The sequence below is a fragment of the Bradyrhizobium sp. AC87j1 genome (assembly GCF_002936975.1).
Classification (GTDB): Bacteria; Pseudomonadota; Alphaproteobacteria; order Rhizobiales; family Xanthobacteraceae; genus Bradyrhizobium; species Bradyrhizobium shewense.
Genome location: NZ_PTFE01000067.1, coordinates 17779 through 39942, shown reverse-complemented (window position 1 = coordinate 39942; position 22164 = coordinate 17779). Strand labels below are relative to the sequence as shown.

21 protein-coding genes are annotated in these 22164 nt (G+C 64.8%); 6 read left to right on the top strand and 15 right to left on the bottom strand.

What is annotated here, in order from left to right; all coding sequences use genetic code 11:
• Positions 1–4: 4 nt before the first annotated feature.
• Genes CV770_RS28200 through CV770_RS28185 form a run of 4 tightly spaced genes read right to left on the bottom strand, consistent with a single transcriptional unit; the run spans position 5 to position 3506 of the window.
• A complete protein-coding gene (locus tag CV770_RS28200) occupies positions 5–664 on the bottom strand; it encodes a sulfite oxidase-like oxidoreductase (RefSeq protein ID WP_104464701.1) in 660 nt (219 codons plus the stop codon).
• Positions 665–667: 3 nt separating this feature from the next.
• Positions 668–1990, bottom strand: a complete 1323-nt coding sequence (locus CV770_RS28195; RefSeq protein ID WP_104464700.1) for an MFS transporter — start codon at positions 1988–1990, stop codon at positions 668–670.
• Positions 1991–2018: 28 nt separating this feature from the next.
• The gene (locus CV770_RS28190) at positions 2019–3239 is read right to left on the bottom strand and encodes a cytochrome P450 (RefSeq protein WP_104464699.1); all 1221 of its coding nucleotides are present in this window, start codon (positions 3237–3239) and stop codon (positions 2019–2021) included.
• 57 nt (positions 3240–3296) lie between these two features.
• Positions 3297–3506, bottom strand: a complete 210-nt coding sequence (locus CV770_RS28185; RefSeq protein WP_007607931.1) for a ferredoxin — start codon at positions 3504–3506, stop codon at positions 3297–3299.
• A gap of 154 nt (positions 3507–3660) precedes the next feature.
• On the opposite strand from CV770_RS28185, the gene CV770_RS28180 reads away from it, so the two are divergent.
• A complete protein-coding gene (locus tag CV770_RS28180; RefSeq protein ID WP_104464698.1) occupies positions 3661–4308 on the top strand; it encodes a TetR/AcrR family transcriptional regulator in 648 nt (215 codons plus the stop codon).
• On the opposite strand, the gene CV770_RS28175 is transcribed toward CV770_RS28180, so the two are convergent.
• From CV770_RS28175 to CV770_RS28160, 4 genes are all read right to left on the bottom strand, one after another.
• Entirely contained in the window at positions 4305–4955 is a 651-nt protein-coding gene (locus CV770_RS28175) for an aspartate/glutamate racemase family protein (protein WP_091953574.1), read from the bottom strand. The genes CV770_RS28180 and CV770_RS28175 overlap by 4 nt on opposite strands.
• 147 nt (positions 4956–5102) lie before the next feature.
• Positions 5103–6116 carry an amino acid ABC transporter substrate-binding protein gene (locus tag CV770_RS28170; protein WP_104464697.1) on the bottom strand — a complete coding sequence of 338 codons (1014 nt, stop codon included), beginning with the start codon at positions 6114–6116 and terminating at the stop codon, positions 5103–5105.
• A gap of 10 nt (positions 6117–6126) precedes the next feature.
• The gene (locus CV770_RS28165) at positions 6127–7476 is read right to left on the bottom strand and encodes an aspartate aminotransferase family protein (protein ID WP_104464696.1); all 1350 of its coding nucleotides are present in this window, start codon (positions 7474–7476) and stop codon (positions 6127–6129) included.
• A gap of 3 nt (positions 7477–7479) precedes the next feature.
• A complete protein-coding gene (locus CV770_RS28160) occupies positions 7480–8352 on the bottom strand; it encodes a MurR/RpiR family transcriptional regulator (protein WP_104464695.1) in 873 nt (290 codons plus the stop codon).
• 88 nt (positions 8353–8440) lie between these two features.
• Here CV770_RS28160 and CV770_RS28155 point away from each other — a divergent pair, with 88 nt between their 5' ends.
• Together CV770_RS28155 and CV770_RS28150 are read left to right on the top strand one after the other, a co-directional pair.
• Positions 8441–9628, top strand: a complete 1188-nt coding sequence (locus CV770_RS28155) for an amino acid ABC transporter permease (protein ID WP_104464707.1) — start codon at positions 8441–8443, stop codon at positions 9626–9628.
• 2 nt (positions 9629–9630) lie between these two features.
• Positions 9631–10737, top strand: a complete 1107-nt coding sequence (locus CV770_RS28150) for an amino acid ABC transporter permease (RefSeq protein WP_104464694.1) — start codon at positions 9631–9633, stop codon at positions 10735–10737.
• 179 nt (positions 10738–10916) lie between these two features.
• Here the strand turns inward: CV770_RS28150 and CV770_RS28145 are convergent, their stop codons facing one another.
• Together CV770_RS28145 and CV770_RS28140 are read right to left on the bottom strand one after the other, a co-directional pair.
• A complete protein-coding gene (locus CV770_RS28145; protein ID WP_104464693.1) occupies positions 10917–12335 on the bottom strand; it encodes an amidase in 1419 nt (472 codons plus the stop codon).
• 97 nt (positions 12336–12432) lie between these two features.
• Positions 12433–13209 (bottom strand): SDR family oxidoreductase, encoded by a 777-nt coding sequence (locus tag CV770_RS28140; RefSeq protein WP_104464692.1) that lies wholly within the window; start codon positions 13207–13209, stop codon positions 12433–12435.
• A 154-nt stretch (positions 13210–13363) separates the two neighbouring features.
• Here CV770_RS28140 and CV770_RS28135 point away from each other — a divergent pair, with 154 nt between their 5' ends.
• The gene (locus tag CV770_RS28135; protein ID WP_104464691.1) at positions 13364–14437 is read left to right on the top strand and encodes a tartrate dehydrogenase; all 1074 of its coding nucleotides are present in this window, start codon (positions 13364–13366) and stop codon (positions 14435–14437) included.
• A 175-nt stretch (positions 14438–14612) separates the two neighbouring features.
• On the opposite strand, the gene CV770_RS28130 is transcribed toward CV770_RS28135, so the two are convergent.
• The 5 genes from CV770_RS28130 to CV770_RS28110 all read right to left on the bottom strand — a co-directional run bounded on the left by CV770_RS28130 (position 14613) and on the right by CV770_RS28110 (position 19705).
• The gene (locus CV770_RS28130; protein ID WP_104464690.1) at positions 14613–15254 is read right to left on the bottom strand and encodes a suppressor of fused domain protein; all 642 of its coding nucleotides are present in this window, start codon (positions 15252–15254) and stop codon (positions 14613–14615) included.
• A gap of 152 nt (positions 15255–15406) precedes the next feature.
• Positions 15407–16480 (bottom strand): malate/lactate/ureidoglycolate dehydrogenase, encoded by a 1074-nt coding sequence (locus CV770_RS28125; protein WP_104464689.1) that lies wholly within the window; start codon positions 16478–16480, stop codon positions 15407–15409.
• 11 nt (positions 16481–16491) lie between these two features.
• Positions 16492–17403, bottom strand: coding sequence for an NAD(P)-dependent oxidoreductase (locus CV770_RS28120; RefSeq protein WP_091953544.1), 912 nt, complete (start codon positions 17401–17403; stop codon positions 16492–16494).
• Between the two features lie 12 nt (positions 17404–17415).
• Positions 17416–18666 carry a Zn-dependent hydrolase gene (locus CV770_RS28115; protein ID WP_091953541.1) on the bottom strand — a complete coding sequence of 417 codons (1251 nt, stop codon included), beginning with the start codon at positions 18664–18666 and terminating at the stop codon, positions 17416–17418.
• 121 nt (positions 18667–18787) lie between these two features.
• Entirely contained in the window at positions 18788–19705 is a 918-nt protein-coding gene (locus CV770_RS28110) for a LysR family transcriptional regulator (protein WP_018315615.1), read from the bottom strand.
• 119 nt (positions 19706–19824) lie between these two features.
• On the opposite strand from CV770_RS28110, the gene CV770_RS28105 reads away from it, so the two are divergent.
• Positions 19825–20640, top strand: a complete 816-nt coding sequence (locus CV770_RS28105; protein ID WP_091953538.1) for a putative hydro-lyase — start codon at positions 19825–19827, stop codon at positions 20638–20640.
• Between the two features lie 89 nt (positions 20641–20729).
• Complete coding sequence (locus CV770_RS28100; protein WP_201760078.1) at positions 20730–21974, top strand: ABC transporter substrate-binding protein; 1245 nt, start codon at positions 20730–20732, stop codon at positions 21972–21974.
• Positions 21975–22164 lie beyond the last annotated feature (190 nt).

Genomic DNA, 22164 nt, shown 5'->3' with positions numbered 1-22164 from the left:
AATTCTAATCGTCGGAATAGCGTTGCTCGGCCCAGGGGTCGCCGCGATTATGATAGCCGCGAACTTCCCAGAAGCCCGGCGCGTCCTCGGTCAGGAATTCGATGGCCTGGAGCCATTTCGCGCTCTTCCAAAAATAGAGATGCGGCACGACCAGCCGCACCGGGCCGCCATGCTCCTCCGTCAGCGGCTGGCCGGACCAGCTATGGGCGAGCAGCGCATCCTCGGCGGCAAAGTCTTCCAGCGCCAAGTTGGTGGTGTAGCCGTCATGGGAATGCAGCGTCACGAAGCGTGCATCCTCGCGCGGCTGGCAGGCCGCGAGCAGCTCGCGCGTGGCAAGCCCGTCCCACTCATTGTCGTAGCGCGACCAGGTGGTGACGCAATGGATGTCGGAGGTGAACCGCGCCTGCTTCTGCGCGATGAATTCGTCGAAGGTCCAGAACACGGGGCTCTCGATCGCGCCATAGACGTCGAGCCGCCAGCGCTCGCGTGACACCGGCGGCACGACTCCGAGATCGAGCACAGGCCAGTCCTTGGTGAGGTGCTGGCCGGGCGGCAGCCGTTGGTCCTCAGGCCGCGTGATTTTCCCTGTGAGGAAGCGGCCCTCGCGCGCCCATTTCTCCTTAGTGCGCGTCAGCTTGCTGTCGGATGGCGTCTCTTCAGCCATGGTCTACTCGTGCCGATGCATTGCCGAAGTGTGCTTGGTGTCGCGCATGGTAGCATAGATCACCAGGGACAGGCAGATGATGCCGCTGAGGTAGAAGTAGAACCATTCCTCGTGCCCGATGCTCTTGAAATAGAGCGCGATCGCCGGCGCGGTGCCACCGAAGACCGACACCGTGATGGCATAGGGCAGTCCGACGCCGAGCGCTCGGACATTGGTCGGGAACAGCTCGGCCTTCACCACGGCGTTGATCGAGGTGTAACCGGCGACGAACAGCCAGGCACAGCAGATCAGGACGAACGCGACGAAGGGCGACTTGGTCTCCTTCAGCGTCATCAACAGCGGCACGGTCGCGAGCGTGCCGGCGACACCGAAGAAGATCAGCAGCGGCTTCCGTCCGATCTTGTCGGAGATCGCGCCGTAGATCGGCTGGAGGATGGTCGCGAAGACCAAGGTGCCGAAGATCACGAAAGTGGTCTGGTCCTCGGTCAGCCCGACCGAAAGCTTGACGAAGGTCTGCATGTAGGTGGTGAAGGTGTAGAACGCCGCGGTGCCACCGGCGGTGAGGCCGACCACGAGTAGGAGCTCGCGCGGATAACGCAGCAAATTGGTGATCGAACCGGTCGGCTTCACCACCTTCTTGGCTTCCTCGAACGCCTCCGTCTCGTGCAGGCCGCGCCGCATCACCGCTGCGAAGATCGCGAGCGCTGCGCCGATCGCGAAGGGGATACGCCACCCCCAGTCCTTCAGCTCCTGTGGGGTGAGGAAGACCTTTTGCAGGAGCAGCAGCACGATGATCGCGGTGAGCTGGCCGCCGATCAGGGTGACGTATTGAAAGCTCGAATAGAAGCCGCGGTGCTTGGGATCGGCGACCTCGCTGAGATAGGTGGCGCTGGCGCCGTATTCGCCGCCGAGGCTCAGGCCCTCGATGACGCGTGCAAGCGCGAGGATGACAGGCGCGGCGAATCCGATCGTGGCATAGGTCGGCGTCAGCGCGATGATCAGCGAACCAAAGCACATGAAGACGACAGAGAGCGTGAGCGAGATGCGCCGTCCGAAATGGTCGGCGAGATAGCCGAAGAACCAGCCGCCCAGCGGCCGCATCAGGAACGTCGCCGCGAAGACGACGGCGACGTTCAATTGCTGCACGACGGGGTCGTTGCCGGGGAAGAAGGCGGGAGCGAAATAGAGCGCGAACGCCGTATAGGCGTAGAAATCGTACCACTCGACCAGATTGCCGATGGAGCCGATGAAGATCGCCTTGATCCGCCGCTTGGCGTCGGCGATGTCGATGTGGTCGGAGGCCGGCTCGATTGCTTGTTCAGTCACGCCCGGCCTCTCCGTTGTCTGGAAAGGCCTACATCGCCTTTCCGAGCAAGAATGGCAACTGGCGGGGCCCCCGCACCGTGCCCTGTGACCAGGTCACGGCGCCTGCCGGATCGAGCCGGAAATCTGGGATGCGTTTCAGCCATTCCTCCAGCGCAACCTGCATCTCCATGCGCGCCAGGTTGGAACCGACGCAGCGGTGAATGCCGAGGCCGAAGGCGGCGTGCCGGTTTTCGCGACGGTCGATCACGACTTTGTCAGCGTCGGGAAACATCTTGGGGTCGCGATTTGCGGCCGGGAAGGACAGCAGCACCATGTTGCCCGCCTTGACCGGGCAGCCCGAGATCGTGGTCTCCTTGACCACCTCGCGGGCCATCGTCACCGGAGAATAGGCGCGCAGCAGCTCCTCAACTGCGGTCGGGATCAGTCCTGGCTCGGCGATCAGTCGCTCGCGGTCGCCCGGCGTCTTCGCGAGGTGCCAGAGCGAGGAACCGATCGCGCTCCAGGTGGTGTCGATGCCGGCGATCAGGAGCAGGCGCAGCGAGCCCAGGACGTGCGAGTCTTCGAGCGGGTTGCCCTCCTTGTCCTTGGCGTTCATCAGGTAGGAGATGAGATCGTCGGTCGGCTTGTCCTTGCGCGCGTCGATATGCGCGCTGAAATAGGCACTCATCTCCTGCACGGCCTGCAGCAGCTTGCTCTCGTCCTTGATGCCGAGCTCGAGGATCATGTGGATCCAGTTGATGAAGAGATCGCTGTCGCTCTCGGGGATGCCGAGCATGTGGGCGATGGCCCGAACCGGGATATATTTGGCGTAGCGTGCGGCGGCGTCGACCTTGCCATCGGCGATGAAGCCGTCGATCAGCTCGTTGCAGATCGCGCGCATCCGCGGTTCCAGCTTCTTCATCGCGTCCGGCGTGAAGGGCGGCAGCAACAGCTGCTTGGCGGGCTTGTGCACGGGCGGATCTGAGGTGATCGGCGGGGCGGCGTTCCTCGCGACCTCGGGACGGACGTCGCGCACGATGATGCGGCGCGAGGAGAAATGCTCGGTGTCGTTGGCGATCTCGCGCACGGCCTCATAAGTCGTCGGCATGTAGCAGCCGAGGAACCGCTCGGTGTGCACGACCGGGCTCGCTGCGCGCAGCTCGTCCCAGATCGGGAAGGGATCCTCCGTCCATTGCGGATCGGTATGGTCGAAATCATGGACCCAGTCGGTGACGGGCGGATGGGCGGCGGGCGGACTGGCGTCGGACATGGCTGGGAATCCCTTGGCTCGTGTTCGCTGAAAGGACGCGGGGCGGCAGGGGCCGCGCTACTCCTCGATCACATCGATCGCGATTTCCGGGCAGTTGGATTTGGCAAGCCACGCCTTGTCCTCGAGCCCCGGCGGGACCGTGCCGTCGCCGGCTTCGTGGGCGTTGCCGTATTCGTCCAGCTCGAAAAGTTCCGGCGCGAGTGCCTTGCAGCGCGCGTGGCCCTGGCATTTGTCGGGATCCACGTGAACCCTCAGTCGCTCTGTCATGGCGGCATCCTCGGTCGTATGCGCGGGGCCCGCAGGGCGGCGCGTTCCTCATGTCGATTTTATCTGCGGCATTTGCCGTGGGCTTTAAGTTATATGCTATTACATTCGCGGCAGGCTTTCCCTGTCAAGCGCAAACTTATAGGTTCGCCACACCATGCGCTCACAACTCGCCCGCAAGCCTGCGAACACCTACCACCATGGCGATCTTCGCGATGCCCTGATCAAGGCGGCGCTGCGCGAGGCGGAACAGGGCGGCGCCGAGGCCATCAGCATCAAGGCGCTGGCAAAGCAGCTCGGCGTGTCACAGCCGGCGCCCTACCGCCATTTTGCCGACCGCGAGGCGCTGCTTGCAGCGGTGACGGCGGATGCGTTCCGGCAGCTCAGCGCGATCTTGCGTGAGGCCATGGCGAGGCCGTCGAAGCAATCCAAGCTGTCGCGGCTGGCGCAGGCGACACTCGAGTTCGGCCTGCGCCGCAACGGCATCTACCGCCTGATGTTCGCGTCCCGCACCGTGGCATGCGCCGCCAAGGGAAGCGAGCTGCACGAGGCCACGCGCGAGACCTTCTCGCTCGTGATCGAAGCCCTGGAAGTGCCTGCCGTCGGCTATTTGCGCGAACGCCAGGCGCTCAAGATCTGGGCGGCATTGCACGGCGTGGTGATGCTGGCCGAGCAGGGCCTGTTCACCGGTGAGGCCGCCCATACCACCCGCGAGGATCTGGTCGAGGATTTCGTCAGCGAAACGAAGGCCGCGCTCGCGGCTGCGATCAAGGGCGCGCGGCGTCGAAAAGCGACAGGTGCCTAAGCCTTCGCTTTCAGCAGTGTCATCAGCTTGTCGACCGCGCTGTCAGGTGTGGTCACGACGGGACGGCCAGTGGCTTCTGAGACCAGCGGTGCCGTTGCTGCGATGCTGAACTGCGCCAGCGCGATGACGTCGCAATCGCGCAGGTCCTTAGACGCTTCGACGATCAGCCGGTCGTGGGTGGCGCGGTCGCCGCGGTCGAGCGCCGTCAGGGCCCCTTCGGCAAGCTTCGGCACGATCTGGACGGAGGCCGGAAACTCCGGCGGCATCGACACAAGGGTCGGCGGAAAGGTGGACAACAGGCCGATCCGTGTGCCCATCGTCACCGCCCGCGCGATCATCGCTTCGTTCGGCTTGAGCACCGGCATCGGCGCATGCGCGCGTGCGACCGCCTCGATACAGGGGCCGAAGGCCGAGCAGGTGAACAGGATCCCGTTCGCCCCGGTCGCCGCCGCATAATCGCCGAGTGCGAGGAAGCGCTCGGTCATGGCATCGTTGAGCGCGCCGTCCCGGGCAAGATCCGCCGACAGGCTGTCATCAAGCAGGTTCATCAGCCGCGCCTCCGGCCAGGCCTTGGCGAACGCCGCTTCGATCGGGGCGATGGAATGCTTGAGGGCGTGGATCAGGGCGATGCGAGGGGACGTCGTCATCTAAGGTGGCTATCCATGGGTCTCGTGCCCCGGACGCAGCACAATGCGCAGTATTGCGCTGCAGAGCCGGGGCCCATTGTGGCCGCTGGGTCCCGGCTCTGCGCTGTAGCGTTGCACGCTGCAGCGCGTCCGGGACACGGCAGTCGTTTACTTGAACGGCACCGCGTACATCAAGCCGCCCTTGCTCCAGAGGCCGTTGAGGCCGCGATCGAGCTTGAGCGGGCTCGCCTTGCCGACATTGCGCTCGTAGATCTCGCCGTAATTTCCGGTGACCTTGATCGCGGTGACCAGCCATTTGTTGTCGAGCCCGAGCCGCGAGCCGAGGTCGCCGGAGGCGCCCAGCAGGCGCTGGATCGCGGGCGTCTGCGACTTCGCAATCTCGTCGACATTGGCCTGCGTCACGCCGAGCTCCTCGGCCTCGATCAGGCCGAAATGCAGCCAGGTGATGATGTCGCTCCAGACCTCGTCGCCGTTGCGGGTGAAGGGCCCAAGCGGCTCCTTGCTGATGGTCTGCGGCAGCACGACGTAATCGGCCGGATTCGGCGCCGCGGTGGTCACGGCGCCGGCGAGCGCGGAGGCATCCTGGGTCATGGCATCGCAGCGGCCGCCGAAGAAGGTCTGGTACATGGTGTCGACGCGGTCGAACACCAGCGGCTTCCAGTCGATGCCATTGGCGCGGCCGTAATCGCCTAGCGTCACCTCGTGCGTGGTGCCTTGCGCCACGCAGACGGTGGCGCCTTTGAGGTCCTTGATGTCCTTGACACCCAGGTCCTTCTTCACGACAAAGCCCTGGCCGTCGTAGAAGTTGATCGGACCCTGGCGCAGGCCGAGCGTCACACCGCGCAGATAGGTCTGCGTCGAGTTGCGGTAGAGCACGTCGATCTCGCCCGATTGCAGCGCAGTGAAGCGGTTCTGCGCGGTCAGCGAGACGTAGCGCACCTTGCTGGCATCACCGAGCACGCCGGCCGCGAGCGCGCGGCAATAATCGACGTCGAGACCTTTGTAATTGCCTTGCGAGTCGGGCGCGGAAAAACCGGCAAAGCCGGCGCTGACGCCGCACACCAGCGTGCCGCGGCTCTTCACCGTATCGAGCGTCGCGGCGGATGCGACAACCGTCGATGCAGCGAGCACGCTCGCTGCGATAACCACTTTCCTCATCATGCTACTCCCCTCAGTGATTGACACTACGCAATACGTTATCGACGGCCGTGCCGAGCTTGTCGACGATCAGGTCGATCTCCTCTGCGGAGGCGATATAGGGCGGCGCCAGCAACACGTGGTCGCCGCGCACGCCATCCACGGTGCCGCCGCCGGGATAGCAGCCGAGCCCATTGGCGAAGGCCTCCGCCTTGATCTTCTGATTGAGCTTGAGCGCGGGATCGAACGAGGCGCGGCTGGCGCGATCGGCGACGAGCTCGATCGCCCAGAACAGGCCACGGCCCCTGATATCGCCGACATGGCGGTGATTGCCGAAGCGCTCGGTCAGGCGCTGTTCGAGCTGCTTGCCGCGCTCCTTCACGCGCTCGAGCAGGCCGTCCTCGCGGATCACCTCCTGCACCGCCAGTGCGGCGGCGCAGGCGAGGGGATGTGCCAGATAAGTGTGGCCGTGCTGAAAGGCGCCCGAGCCGGCGCGGATGGTGTCGATGATCTTGCCGCTCGCGAGCATCGCCCCAATCGGCTGGTAGCCGCCGCCGAGCCCTTTTGCGATCGCCTGGATGTCGGGCGCGATGCCTTCCTGCTCCCAGGCATGCGTGGTGCCGGTGCGGCCCATGCCGCACATGACCTCGTCGAGGATGAGCAGTGCACCGTGCCGGTCGCAGATGTCACGCACCGCCCTGAAGTAGCCGTCCGGTGCCGTCACCGCGCCGGCGGTGGCGCCGACGACCGGCTCGGCGAGGAACGCCGCGACCGTGTTGGGACCGAGCCGCTGAAATTCCGCTTCGAGCTCCGCCGCCAAGCGCGCCACGAACTGCGCGTCGGATTCACCCTCGCGCTTCTCGTGATAGGCAAACGCTGGCGTCACATGGCTGAAGGCGGCCGAGAGCAGCGGCGCATATGGCGCGCGGCGCCAGGCATTGCCGCCGGCCGCGAGGGCGCCCAGCGTGTTGCCGTGGTAGCTCTGCCGCCGTGCGATGAAATGTTGCCGCTGCGGCTCGCCGCGCTCGATGAAATATTGCCGCGCGAGCTTGATGCTGGCTTCGATCGCCTCGGATCCGCCGCTGACGAAATAGGCATAAGCGAGTCCTCCGGGTTCATGGCCGACCAGTGTGTCGGCGAGGGCTTCGGCCGGCTCGGACGAGAAGAAAGCAGTATGCGCATAGGCCAGCGTCGAGGCCTGCTTTGCCATCGCCGCGATCACGCGTGGATGCTGGTGGCCGAGGCAGGAGACCGCCGCGCCGCCGGAGGCGTCGATGATGCGCCGCCCATCCTCGGCGAAGAGATAGACGCCTTCGCCGCCGATCGCCTTGGGCGGCGTCTCGCGCAACGAGCGGTGCAGCACGCGGCTGGTGCGAGCGGCCATGGGTCAACCTTTCTCTGAGACGTAGATGGAGGCAGCAGTGAGCCGCGTCTCGGTATGCTCCAGGCGCTTCTTCGCGGCCACGCCGCCGAGCGAGAACGTCACGGCAGCCAGCGACTGCGCGATCGCGATCGCGCCGGTGAGACTCGGGAAGAAGCCGGGAGAGGAGGCCGCCTCGAACAGCAGCACGTGGTCGGCGCCCTCGGCCATCGGCGCAGAGAGGCTGTCCGCGATGGCAATCAGCGTTGCGCCGCTGTGGTGGGCGGCTTGCGCGACGCGGACACTCGCGTGCGTGTACGGCAGGAAGCCGATGACGATGACGGCCTCGCCGGGGCGGAAGGCGCCGAGATCGAGATCGTCGGGGCCGGACACGCCGACGAGCTGCACCTGTTCGGGACGGAACAGCCGCAACTCGTAGTTCAGCAACTCAGCGACGCTGCGGCAGCTGCGATAGCCTGCGATCCAGATCCGCTTGGCCTCATGCAGGGAGCGTGCGGCCTCCGCAATCGGCTGGGCCGGGATGCGCGGAAGGCCGGCGGCCTCGGCCTCGAGCTTGTCGGTGACGAGCGCGACATCGGCATTCGGGCCGGGCCGGCGGCTTCTGGCGCGGCCGGAGAAGGGCGAAGTCTGCGATGGTCGCCGTGCCTCGGTCAGCGCCGCGCGCAATTCGTCCCAGCCCGAATAGCCGATCGCCTTGGCGAGCCGCGTGAACGCGGCGGGATCGGCGCCAGCTTCGGCCGCGAGGTCGCGCATCGAACGGGTGGTGGCGTCGTAATCGTTGGCGGCGACGAAGCGCCCGACTTCCTGCAACCGCATCGGCAGCGATGGCAATGCAATGCGCAGTTCGCTCAGCGGCGAGGATTTCGCGGGCTCGGCCATGAAACATTTGTTGCACGAAATATAAATTGGTGCAACAGTTGACGTGCGCCGCCGGAAATCGCTGCCTCTCGAGAAGGGTTTTTGTGCCGTGACATCGGACACGCCGAGACCGCCACCGCGCCGCCGCCTGTTCGGGGCATGGGGACGCCGCGAGCTGCAGGGCCTGTTCTGGCAGGTGCTGGTGGTCGGGATTGCGCTCGCAGTCATCGGCTTTCTCTGGTCCAACACCGTCACCAACCTCTCGGCGCGCCGCATCACGACCGGCTTTGCCTTCCTCGGCCGCGAGGCCGGCATGCCCATCGCCGACAGTCTGCTCGCCTATAACCCGAGAGACACGTATCTCTGGGCCTTCGTTGTCGGCGTCGGCAACACCTTGCGCGTCGCCGTGATCGGCATCGTGCTCGCGACCATCCTGGGCACGCTGATCGGCATCTCGCGACTGTCGGCCAACTGGCTGCTGTCGCGCCTCGCCGCCGTCTATGTCGAAACGCTCCGCGACATCCCGCTGCTGCTTCAACTCCTGTTCTGGTACGTGCTGATGCAGGCGCTGCCGGCCGCGCGCGCGGCATGGCGGCCGATCGAGGGCATGTTCCTGTCCAATCGCGGCCTGATCCTGCCGGCCATTCCGCTTGGCCCGCCGCAGCTTTGGGTGCTCGGCACGGCGGTGTTCGGCCTTGCCGTGGTCTATCTCATCCGGCGATGGCTGATCGTGCAGCAGATGCGCGACGGCAAACCGCGGCCGGTATGGCCCTTTGCGGTGAGCTTCATCCTCGCATTGCCAGTGCTGGTGTCGGTACTGCTTCGCGCGTCCTGGACAATCGAATGGCCGGAGCTGCGCGGCTTCAACTTCGTCGGCGGGCTGACGCTTGCCCCGGAATATTTCGCGCTGCTGATCGCACTCGTCACCTACACCTCGGCCTTCATTGCCGAGATCGTGCGCAGCGGCATCCAGTCCGTGCCACGCGGACAGTGGGATGCCGCCAACGCGCTCGGCCTGCGCCGCAGCTTCATGCTGCGACAGATCATCCTGCCGCAGGCGCTGCGCGTCATCGTGCCGCCGATGACGAGCCAGTATCTCAACCTGACCAAGAACTCCTCGCTCGCGGTCGCGATCGGCTACCAGGACGTGGTCTCGATCGCCAACACCACGCTGAACCAGACCGGCCAGGCGATCGAGGCGATCGCGCTGATCATGGCGGTGTTCCTGACCATCAGCCTTTCCATCAGCTTCTTCATGAACTGGTACAATTCGCGCATTGCGCTGGTGGAGCGCTGAACATGACCGCGATCGCCGACATGCCGGAAGTGCCGCGCGCCGCCCGCCGCCCGCAGACGGGAAATCCGGCGCTGCGCTGGCTGCGCACCAATCTGTTCTCGTCGATCCCGAACGGTATCCTCACCGTCGTGCTGCTGGCGATCCTCGCCAAAGGCATCTTCAGCTTCGTGCAGTGGGGCATCGCCAATGCCGTGTGGCTGACCCCGGCGAACGATTCCAGTGCCTGCCGCGCGGTGCGCGGCCTCGGCGCCTGCTGGGCGATCATTCCCGAAAAGTACCGCTTCATCCTGTTCGGCACCTATCCGTTCGACGAGCAGTGGCGGCCGGCGCTGTCGGTGCTGCTGTTCATCGCGCTGTTCTACCTCTCCACCCGCCGCGCCCTGTGGCGGCGCGAGCTGGTCCTTCTCTGGGTCGGCGCACTCGCGCTGATCAGCATGCTGATGTGGGGCGGCGTGCTCGGGCTTTCCTTCGTTTCGCAGGATCGCTGGGGCGGCCTCCCGGTGACCCTGATCCTGGCGACGTTCGGCCTTGCATTCGGGTTTCCGCTCGGCATTCTCGTCGCGCTCGGCCGGCGCTCAAAGCTGCCGGCGATCCGTTCGCTCAGCGTGCTCTATGTCGAGCTGATCCGCGGCGTGCCGCTGGTGAGCCTGCTGTTCATGGCAAGCGTGATGTTTCCGCTGTTCATGCCCAGTGGATTCAATATCGACAAGCTGCTCCGCGCACAGATCGCGATCATCCTGTTTGCGGGGGCCTATCTCGCCGAAGTCATCCGCGGCGGCCTTCAGGCCGTGCCGCGCGGGCAATATGAAGCTGCCGATGCGCTCGGGCTGTCCTACTGGCGCACGAACCGGTTGATCGTCCTGCCGCAGGCGATCCGCCACGTCATCCCGCCGCTGGTCAATACCTTCATCGCCTTTTTCAAGGACACCAGCCTCGTCCTGATCATCGGCATCTTCGATCTGTTGACGACGGCGAAGACGGCGATCATCGATCCGGCGTGGCAGCAGTTCTCGGTCGAAGTCTACATCTTCGTCGCCGCGATCTACTTTGTGTTCTGCTTCGCGATGTCGCGCTACAGCCGCGGCCTGGAGGCGGCGAGCGGGAGGTGATCTTCCTTCTCCCCTTGTGGGAGAAGGTGGCGCAAAGCGCCGGATGAGGGGTTCTATCGTCGAATTCAGACGGCGAGGGAGGCCCTTGTGGAGAGATACCCCTCACTCGCCGCTATGCGGCGAGCCACCCTCTCCCACAAGGGGAGAGGGTGCTACGGAGCGCGCGGTGTAGAGTGGGATTACTTCCGCACCTTCGGATCGATCGGCGTCGTGTTGCGCAGGCCCAGAATATCCTCCAGCACCTTCGCGCCCGCGAGCACCTGCGCATCGCCCCTTGGTGCGCCGACGACCTGCACGCCGACCGGCAGGCCCGACGCCGTGAAGCCGCACGGCAGCGACAGCGAGGGGCAGCAGGCGAGCGTGATGGCGTAGACGATGCCGAGCCACTCGACGTAATTGTCGAACCGCTTGCCGGCGCATTCGGCGACATAGCGGTGCTCGATCGGGAAGGGCGGCACGATCGTGGTGGGTGTCAGCAACAAATCGTAGGTCTTGAAGAATTCGACCGCCCGCGCCGTCATGCCGACGCGCTGGGCCTCGGCGCGTTCGAGCTGCTCGACCGTTAGCTTGAGGCCTTCCTCGATGTTCCAGATCACCTCGGGCTTGAGCAGGTCGCGCTTGGTGCGCAGCAGATTGGCCTTGGTGATCGCGAAATCGAAGGCGCGCAGCACGTGGAAGCATTCATGCGCCTCGCGCCAGTCCGGATGCGCCTCCTCGACGATGGCGCCGGCCTCGGCAAAGCGCTCCGCCGCCTTGCGCGTGATCGCCTTCACCTCGGGATCGACGGGCGTGATGCCGAGATCGGGCGAATAGGCGATGCGCTTCGGCTTCTTGCCGGCCTGAGCCGCCGACAGGAACGAGGTCGTGGGCGCCGGCAGCGACAGCGGATCGTCCGCGTAGTCGCCGCTCATCGCATCCAGCAGCAGCGCGAGATCCTCGACGTTACGCGCCATCGGGCCGACCACGCCGAGATTGCGATCGATGCCGGATTTGGGGGTATGCGCGACGCGGCCGATGCTCGGGCGCATGCCGACGACGCCGCAGAAAGCCGCGGGGCTGCGCAAGCTGCCGCCCATGTCGGAGCCCTGCGCCAGCCAGGCCATACCGGTGGCCAGCGCCACGGCCGCGCCACCGGAAGAGCCCGCCGCGGATTTTGAAGTATCCCAGGGATTGAGGGTCGCGCCGAACACCTCGTTGAAAGTGTTGGCGCCGGCGCCGAATTCCGGCGTGTTGGATTTGGCGTAGACGACCGCGCCGTTGGCCTCGAGGTTCTCGACCATGAGGTCGGACTTGGCGGGGATGTTGTCCTTGAAGATCGGCGAGCCCTGCGTATTTAACACGCCTGCAACGTCGGTCAGATCCTTGATCGGCACCGGCAGGCCCGCGAGCAGCCCCCGCGCGCCGGCGGGTTTCCGCATCAGCGCCTTGGCGCTGTCCCGCGCGCGCTCGAAACACAGGGTCGGCAGCGCGTTCACCTTGCCGTCGACCTCACTGATGCGCTTCTCCACGACATCCAGCAGCTCGAGCGGCGAGACATCGCCGGACCGCAGCTTGTCGACGACGGCGCAGGCGGTTTCACGGATCAGGTCTTGAGACAATTACTTTACTCCTACCTCTTGATTGTCATTCCGGGGCGCACCGTAGTTCGATGCTTCGCATCGCCCCGGAACGACGGTGCCTAAAACATCCCGGCAATTAGCCCCAGCCAGCGCTGATGCCGCCATCCACGGTGTAGATCACGCCCGACGTATACCCGGCGCGGTCCGATGCCAGGAACGCCATGAGATCGCCGATCTCGCGCGCATGCGCAGGGCGCCCGAGCGGCAGGCTCTTCTGGAATTCCTTGTACCGGCTCTCGTCGCCGAACTGGTGCTTTGCCCGCGTCTTCAGCAGGGTGACGTGGCGATCGGTGCCGACGGGGCCGGGATTGATGCCGACCACGCGGACGTTGTCGGCGAGACTTTTTCCGCCGAGCGCGCGGGTGAAGGCCATCAGCGCGGCATTGCCGGCGCTGCCGCAGATGTAGTTCGCGTCAAACTTTTCGCCGGCCGCCCCGATGTCGTTGACGATGACGCCGCCACCCTTCGCCTTCATCTGCGCGTAGATCTGCCGCGTCAGGTTGATATAGCCGAACACCTTCAATTCCCAGGCGTGACGCCAGGTCGCCTCGTCGATCTTGTCGATCGAGCCGCCGGGGATGTCGCCCGCATTGTTGACCAGCACGTCGATGTCGGCCGCTTCCTTCACGAGTCGCGCCAGATCCTCGGCCTTGCGAAGATCGACGATGCTCGTTGCGGCATCGATCTGGTGGGCGGAACGCAGGCGCTCGGCCAGCGCCTTGAGCTGGTCGCCGTTGCGGGCGGCGAGCAGGAGGTGCGCGCCTTCCTCGGCAAACGCTTCGGCAGCGGCGGCGCCAATGCCCTTGGACGCGCCCGTGATCAGGACGCGCTTGCCACGCAGATGCAGATCCATGAGGTTACTCGCTCGGTGGGAACTGGATGAGATCAGTAGGCGCTTGGCCGCGCCATGGTCAACATTGCAGTGCAGCGTTGCACTGCCGCTGCGTTTGGTCCATTGCAATGCGGTCAAAAGGCGGCGACTGCCGGACCAACCAAGGACGTTCTCGATGAGCAAGAAACAATACCGGATCGCGGTCATTCCCGGCGACGGCATCGGCAAGGAAGTGATGCCGGAGGGCCTGCGCGTCCTGGAGGCGGCGGCGAAGAAGCACGGGGTCTCCCTGCATTTCGACCATTTCGACTTCTCGTCGTGGGACTATTACGAGAAGCACGGCCAGATGATGCCCGATGACTGGAAGGACAAGATCGGCAAGCACGACGCGATCTATTTCGGGGCGGTCGGCTGGCCGGCCAAGATTCCGGACCACGTCTCGCTGTGGGGCTCGCTGATCAAATTCCGCAGGGAGTTCGACCAGTATGTGAACCTGCGCCCGGTGCGGCTGATGCCCGGCGTGCCGTCGCCGCTGGCGGGCCGCAAGCCCGGCGATATCGATTTCTGGGTGGTGCGCGAGAACACGGAAGGTGAATATTCCTCCGTCGGTGGCCGCATGTTCCCCGACACCGACCGCGAGTTCGTCACCCAGCAGACGGTGATGACCCGCACCGGCGTCGACCGTATCCTGAAGTTCGCCTTCGAGCTCGCGCAGTCGCGGCCGAAGAAGCATTTGACGTCCGCGACCAAGTCCAACGGCATCTCCATCACCATGCCCTATTGGGACGAGCGCGTGGAGGCGATGGCCAAGAAGTTTCCGGGCGTGAAGTGGGACAAGTACCACATCGACATTCTCACCGCGAACTTCGTGCTGCATCCGGATTGGTTCGATGTCGTGGTCGGCTCCAATTTGTTCGGCGACATCCTCTCCGACCTCGGTCCGGCCTGCACCGGCACGATCGGCATCGCGCCGTCAGGCAACATCAACCCCGAGGGCGATTTCCCCTCGGTGTTCGAGCCGGTGCACGGCTCGGCGCCTGATATCGCAGGCCAAGGCATCGCCAACCCGATCGGCGCGATCTGGTCGGGCGCCATGATGCTCGAGCATCTCGGCGAGAAGGAAGCCGGCCAATCGATCGTCGAGGCGATCGAGCGCACGCTGGCCGAACGCACGCTCCGCACCAAGGACCTCGGTGGCAATGCCGATACCTCGGCCTGCGGCAAGGCGGTCGCGGATATGGTGGATTGAGGCTCTTTACCCTCTCCCCTTGTGGGAGAGGGTGGCTTCGATGCGAAGCATCGAAGACGGGTGAGGGGTCTGTCTCCGCGGAGACAGGCCTTCATTCACGGAACAGCGCGCCGATAGAACCCCTCATCCGGCGCTTCGCGCCACCTTCTCCCACAAGGGGCGAAGGAAGAGCGCCCTACACATACGACTTCCGCGCCGGATCGAAGATCGGCGGATAGTCGTTGTCATCGAGCAGATCGAGAAACGGATCAAGCCCTCTGGACTTGATCAGCGCGAGCTCCTGATGCGAGATCAGGTTCACGGTCAGGACCTCCACGGGATCGCCCGCGATCTCCAGCGCCTCGGCGATCTCCTTATCGGGGCCGATGATCGGCGTCAGAAACAAAAACGTCTCGAAGTACGTGCCCGCAACCGGCGGCATTGGCAGCGCGACGCGATGACCGAAGCCGAACCAGGTCTTGTCGATGAATGGCAGATTCGCGAGCCAGCGCAGATTGGCGCAGATCTCCTCGGTCGGCTCGCGGACGTACCACATCAGCTCGGCACGCGGCTTGGCGTCGCCATGTGACCCATGCATCCGCTGCTGGCTCATGCCGTTGGTCAGAAGCACATAGCCTTCATCAGAACCTTCTTGGCATACCGGCACGAAATCGCGGCCAAAGGCGTGGATATCGATGCGGCGCTCGGCGCTGTCCGTGAAGCTGTGCTCGGGCTCGCCAAGCTCGCTCTCATAGATCGCGAGCCGTTGCAGGTAGAAGTCAGCTGCAGGCGACGGCCCGTTTGAGCCGGACACGAGCTTTGCGAGACGGGAGAACATTTGAACCTCTGGGGCGGATGTGGACCGGGATATCCGCGTTGTCGCGAGACGACACGGGCCGGTTCAAATCCGCTCCATGAATGCGCTTTAGTCCAGACCCGGGTGCGCGATAGTGCACTCAGCCGCGGCAAGTCCGAAGGATGCGCGTCCGGTTAGCTCACGATCTTCTCGATCGCCGCCTGGTCCAGCCCGAACTTCTGGCCGGCTGCGAGAATCTCCTGCCAGGTGGTCGGATCGACCGGAATGCCTTCGGCGAGGCGCTTCTTCTTGGTCTCGCGCTCAGGCTCGCCGGCGATCTTCACCTTCTCCACACCGGGGCCGGGAGGCGAGCCGGTGTGCCAGGCGACGAAGCTTTCGACTTCGCTCGCCAGGTTCTCGCCGGTGCCGAGCTTGTTCGGGTCGATGACGATCGAGAGCATGCCGTTGAGGACGTTGTACTTGCCGTCGGACGGCCCCTTGACCACCTGTCCGCCGGAGAGCGCGCCGCCGAGGATTTCGCACACCAGCGCGAGCCCCGAACCCTTGTGCTCGCCGAACGGCAGGATCGCGCCATGCGGCGGGATCACGGTGTAGCGCGGGTTGGTGGTGGGCTTGCCTTCATTGTCGATGATGGTGCCTGGCTCCAGCGCGACGCCCTTGTTGTGGGCGACGCGGGTCTTGCCCTGCGCGATCCTGCTGGTGGCGAAGTCGAGCACGATCGGGTCCTTGCCGGCGCGCGGGATGCCGACGCAGAACGGGTTGGTGCCGTGGCGCGCATCGCTGCCGCCCCAGGGCGCCACGATCGGGCGGGAAATGACGTTGACGAAGTGGATCGAGACCAATCCGTGGTCGATGCACTGCTCAGCCCAGTGGCCGATGCGACCGATGTGATGCGAATTGGAGAGGCCGACGAGGCACACGCCGTTTCGCTTGGCGCGTTCGGCTGCCAGCTCCATCGCTTCATGGCCGATCACCTGACCGTAGCCGGTGACGCCGTCGAGGGTGAGAAGCGGGCCGGTGTCGAGCACGGTCTTGACGTGCGAGTTCACAGCGAGGCCGCCATTGACGACGCTCTGCACATAGCGCGGGATCATGCCGACGCCGTGGGAGTCGTGGCCCTTGAGATTGGCCTCGACCAGATTGGTGGAGACGAGCTCGGCTTCGCGGTCCGAGGAGCCGCCGGCCTTGACGATGGCGCGGATGGCGTTGGTGAGCGGCTCTGCCTTGATGGTGCGATAGTCGGCCATTGTTATTGCTCTTATCCTTTCACGATCCGGCGGCAGTGCTCCCACGCCGCGCCAATCAGGTTCTCGCTCGCCTCCGGCGTGCGGAACGCCGAATGCGCCGACAGCGTCACGTTCGGCAGCTTTGTGAGCGGATGATCGCCGGGCAGCGGCTCGATGTTGAAAACGTCGAGGCCGGCATGGCGGATGTGGCCGGACTTCAGCGCATCGATCATGGCGGTCTCGTCGACGACAGCGGCGCGGGCGGTGTTGATGAGGATGACACCACGCTTCATTTTTGCGATCTTCTCGCGCGTGATCATGCCGCGCGTCTCGTCGTTGAGCAGCAGGTGCAGCGACACGACGTCGCTCCTTGCCAGCACGCTGTCGAGATCGGTGAATTCCACGCCCGGATGGTTCTTAGGCGAGCGATTCCAGGCGATCACCTTCATGCCGCTGCCGGACGCAATGCGCGCGACCTCGGCGGCGATGCCGCCGAAGCCGATCAGGCCGAGCGTCTTGCCGGTGAGCTGCATGCCGTCTTCGCGCAGCCAGTTGCCGCCGCGCATTTCGCGATCCATCATGGCGATGACGCGGGCCGAGGCCCACATCAGCGCGATCGCGGATTCGGCGACCGCGGTGTCCCCGTAGCCCTTGATCAGATGTACGGAGACGCCGAGTTCAGCCAGCTCCTCCGGGTTCATGTAGCTGCGCGCACCCGTGCCGAGGAACACGACGTGCTTCAGCCCCGCGCACTTCTTCGCCACCTCAGTCGGCAGCGCGGTGTGGTCGACGATCGCGATCTCGGCGCCGTCGAGGATTTCAGGATATTGCTCGGGCTTGATGTCGGGATCCCGGTGGATCCGCACCTTGGGATCCCCCGGCTTTTCCAGCCGTTCCATGATCACGGCAAGCGCTTCATTGGCGTCGACGAATACTCCGCGCATGGCTCTCTCCGGTCAGGACGCGACGCCGGCGATCGCCAGCACGGTATGCATGAGAACGTTGGTGCCAGCAGTGCAGTCCGGCTGCGTCGCATCCTCCAACTCGTTGTGGCTGATGCCGTCCTTGCAGGGCACGAACACCATCGCCGCCGGCATGATCGTGTTGAGGTTGCAGGCGTCGTGACCGGCGCCGGAGGTGATGCGGCGCGAGGAATAGCCGAGCGTCTTTGCCGCGTTCTCGACCGCCGAGATCAGCTTGGGATCGAAATGCGTCGGCGGCTTGCGCCAGACCAGGTCGATCTTGACCTCGACCCTGCGGCGCGCGGCGATCTCCGCAATCGCGGCGCGCAGATCGCGATCCAGCGCGTCCATGATGGCGCCGTCCGCGCTGCGGCAATCCATGGTGAAGGCGATCTCGCCGGGAATGACGTTGCGCGAGGGGTTTGCGATCACGGCTTCGCCGATGGTGCCGACCGCGTTCGGTCCGTGCTTCTTCGCGATGGACTCCATCGCCAGCACGATCTCCGACAGCGTCGCCAGCGCGTCGCGCCGCAGCGGCATCGGCGTCGATCCGGCATGGCTCTCGAAGCCGGAAATCTTGCCGTCGTACCACAGCACGCCCTGACCGGAATCGACCACGCCGATGGTCTTGCCCTCGGCCTCCAGGATCGGGCCTTGCTCGATGTGCAATTCGACGAAGCAGCCGAGCTTCTGGAAGCCGACCGGCTTGTCGCCGCGATAGCCGATGCTGTCCAGCGCCTGGCCGACGGTCGTGCCCTCGGCGTCCTTGCGCGACAAAATGTCGTCGGTGGTGAAGTCGCCGACATAGGCGGCGGAGGCCATCATCGCGGGTGCGAAGCGCGAGCCTTCCTCGTTGGTCCAGTTGACGACGCAGATCGGTGCTTCGGTCTCGATGCCGGCATCGTTCAGCGTGCGGATCACTTCCAGCGCGCCAAGCGTGCCCAGAATGCCGTCATACTTGCCGCCGGTCGGCTGGGTATCGAGATGCGAGCCGATGCCGACGGGCGGCTTCGACATGTCGCGGCCCTTGCGCAGGCCGAACTGAGAGCCGAGTGCGTCGGTGTGCACTTCGAGACCGGCATCCTCGCATGCCCTACGGAACCAGTCGCGCACCTGCTTGTCTTCGTTGCTGAGCGTCAGCCGCCGCACGCCGCCTTTGGCCGTCGCGCCGAATTGCGCGGTCTCGTGGATGGAGCCCCAGAGGCGGGCGGAATCGATTTGCAGATTGGTGGCGGCTCGGCTCATGCGTCTCTTCCATTGATCGCTGTCATTCCGGGGCGGCTCGAAGAGCCGAACCCGGAAATCTCGAGATTCCGGGTTCTCGCTGCGCGAGCCCCGGAATGACAGTAGAAATCCGGCGCCTTTTTCAATGACGCGCCAGCGCGGGCGCGTCAACTGCGAGGCTGCTCTGCGCAATCTGCCGTGCAAGCTCAGCGACGCGCTCCACGGCGACGACGTCGGGCGAGGCGAGCCAGCTCGCGGTGAACGTCAGCGGTGCGATCGCGAGATCGGTGTCGAGCAGTTGCAGCCGCCCGTCGGCGAGTTCGTTCTCGACGATCGCGTCGGGGATCACGGCGACGCCGAGGCCTTCGACCGCCATGTGGATGACGGTCGCGAGCGATGCGGATGCGTGCAGCCGGATCGGCGGCAGCTCCGGCCGGTCGAATACCTCGCGCACGACCTCGTAAGGCTTGGTCTTGCGCGGGAAGGTGATGATCGGAAACCGCGCAAGCTCCGCCGGTGTCACCCGGCCTTTGCCGAGGCCGAGCGAAGGGCTTGCGAGGAAGCCGATCGGATAATCGGCGAGCACGCGATTGTGCACGCCGGACGCCGACAGCGGTCCAACCACGAAGGCAAGCTCGATCTCCTGCGCGAGCAGGCGCGCGGTGAGGTTGGGCGTGATGTCGACCTCGATCTCGAGCGACAGGTTCGGATAGACCTGGTTCACGCTCTTCACGAGGCGCGGCAGCCAGGTGTGCACGATGGTCTCGGCGACGCCGAGCCGCATCACGCCCCGCATCGCCGAACGGTCGCCGATCTCCGCCATCATCTGCGCGCGCAGGCCGATCAGCTTCTCCGCATAGACCATCATCTGCCGGCCGCTCGGCGTCGGCGAGGCGACGCGGTGGTCGCGGTTGAGGAGCTTGACGCCCATCTCGCGCTCGAGCTGGGCGATGCGCTGGGAGATCGCCGGCTGGGTCGTATTGAGCCGTGCTGCAGCGCCGCGGAAGCTGCCGAGCTTTACGACCCAGAGAAAAGTCTCGATCGACCTGAAGTCCAGCATTGAAAGGATTTTCCTCGTCGATAAAATGGATTTATCGATATCGATTAGAAAGGACGATTAGACTTTATAGCACGCTTGGTGTTGGCTGTCTTTGTCGAGTTTATAGGCAGGTCGATTACATGACTGTTTTGGTGGCAGTGCAGCAAACTGAAACGCCCGACGCCCTCCCGAGCCGCAAGGCGCGGCTTGCCTACCGGCAAGGGCTGGTCGCCTCCACCGCCGGCGTCGCCCCCGGCTTCGTCCAGGGCAATCTGGCGATCCTGCCGGCGGAATATGCCAGCGCCTTTCATCGCTTTTGCCAGCTCAATCCGAAGCCGTGCCCGATCATCGGCATGTCCGATGTCGGCAGTCCGCACATCCCTTCGCTCGGCGCCGATCTCGACATCCGCACCGACGTGCCGCGCTACCGCGTCTGGCGCGATGGCGAGGTCGTCGACGAGCCGACCGATGTGACCAGCTACTGGCGCGACGATCTCGTGACCTTCGTGCTCGGCTGCTCCTTCTCGTTCGAAGAAGCCTTGCTCGACGAGGGCATGCCGATCCGGCACATCGAGCGCAATGTGCGCGTGCCGATGTATCGTACCAACATCGCCTGTGGCGAGGCCGGTCCGTTCGCCGGTCCCATGGTGGTGTCGATGCGTCCGTTCAAGCCGGCGGATGCGATCCGCGCGGTGCAGATCACCTCGCGTTATCCCGCCGTGCACGGCGCGCCCGTCCATCTCGGCCATCCGCATCTGATCGGCATCAAGGACATCGCCAAGCCGGACTACGGCGATCCGGTGCCGGTTGCCGCCGACGAGATCCCGGTGTTCTGGGCCTGCGGCGTGACGCCGCAATCGGTGATCAACGCCGCCAAGCTCCCGTTCGCGATCACGCATTCGCCCGGGCTGATGCTGGTGACGGATCTCAAGAACAGGACCATGGCCGTGATTTAGTGGGCAGCGCTTGCTGCTTCTTCGGGCTTTACCGCATCCATCAATCGCTTCATTCGATCAGCCGAAATACAGTAACAGGGGACTTTGCCATGACGATCACTCGCCGCGACGTATTGTTGGGAGCCACCGCGACTGCCGCACTGGTGCCGCTCGCGGCGCGCGCACAGACTTCGGAAGTCGTGATCGGCGTCATCTATCCGTTCTCCGGCGGCAGCGCGCAGCAAGGCGTCGATGCGCAGAAGGCCTATGAGACCGCGCTCGAGGTCATCAACAAGGACACCGATTTCGACCTGCCGCTGGCGAAGGGCGAGGGCCTGCCGGGCCTCGGCGGCGCCAAGGTCCGCCTCGTGTTCGCCGATCACCAGGCCGATCCGCAGAAGGGCCGCGCCGAAGCCGAGCGCCTGATCACGCAGGAAAAGGTCTCCGCCATCATCGGTACCTATCAGAGCGCGGTCGCCGTCACCGTCAGCCAGATCTGCGAACGCTACCAGGTCCCGTTCGTGTCCGCCGACAACTCCTCGCCCAGCTTGCACCGCCGCGGTCTGAAGTATTATTTCCGTGCCGCGCCGCATGACGAAATGTATTCGGCCGCGATGTTCGACTTCTTCGACGCCATGAAGAAGAAGGGCACCAAGATCGAGACGCTGTCGCTGTTTCACGAGGACACGATCTTCGGCACCGATTCCGGCAACGCCCAGGCCAAGATCGCCGGCGAGCGCGCCTACAAGATCGTCACCGACATCAAGTATCGCGCCAACTCGCCCTCGCTCTCGGCCGAGGTGCAGCAGCTCAAATCCGCGAATGCCGACGTGCTGATGCCCTCGAGCTATACCACCGACGGCATTCTGCTGGTCAAGACCATGGCCGAGCTCGGCTACAAGCCGAACGCGATCGTGGCGCAGGACGCCGGCTTCTCCGAGAAGGCGCTCTATGATGCCGTCGGCGACAAGCTCGAAGGCGTGATTTCGCGCGGCACCTTCTCGCTCGATCTCGTGCAGAAGCGCCCGATGGTCGGCAAGATCAACGAGATGTTCAAGACGCGGTCGGGCAAGGACTTCAACGACCTCACCTCGCGCCAGTTCATGGGCCTGATCATTCTCGCCGACGCCATCAGCCGCGCCAAGTCGACCGACGGCGAGAAGATCCGTGATGCGCTGGCAGCGACTGACATCCCGGGCGAGCAGACCATCATGCCCTGGAAGCGCGTCAAGTTCGACGAGATGGGCCAGAATAACGACGCCGACCCGGTGCTGCTGCAGTATATCGGCGGCAAGTTCGTCACCATCTTCCCGCCGCAGGCCGCGATCGCCGAGGCGGTCTGGCCGATGAAGTAAGACTGGGACGCGGGAGCTCAGATACAGCTCCCGCCCTCATCCTGAGAAGCGGGCGCAGCCCGCGTCTCGAAGGACGAGGGCTGGGCCATCCTTCGAGACGCGCGCCTGTGCGCTCCTCGGGATGAGGATCTATTTCGGGGGACAGACTTTTGACAGCCCAAGCCATTATCCAGAGTCTTGCCAGCGGCCT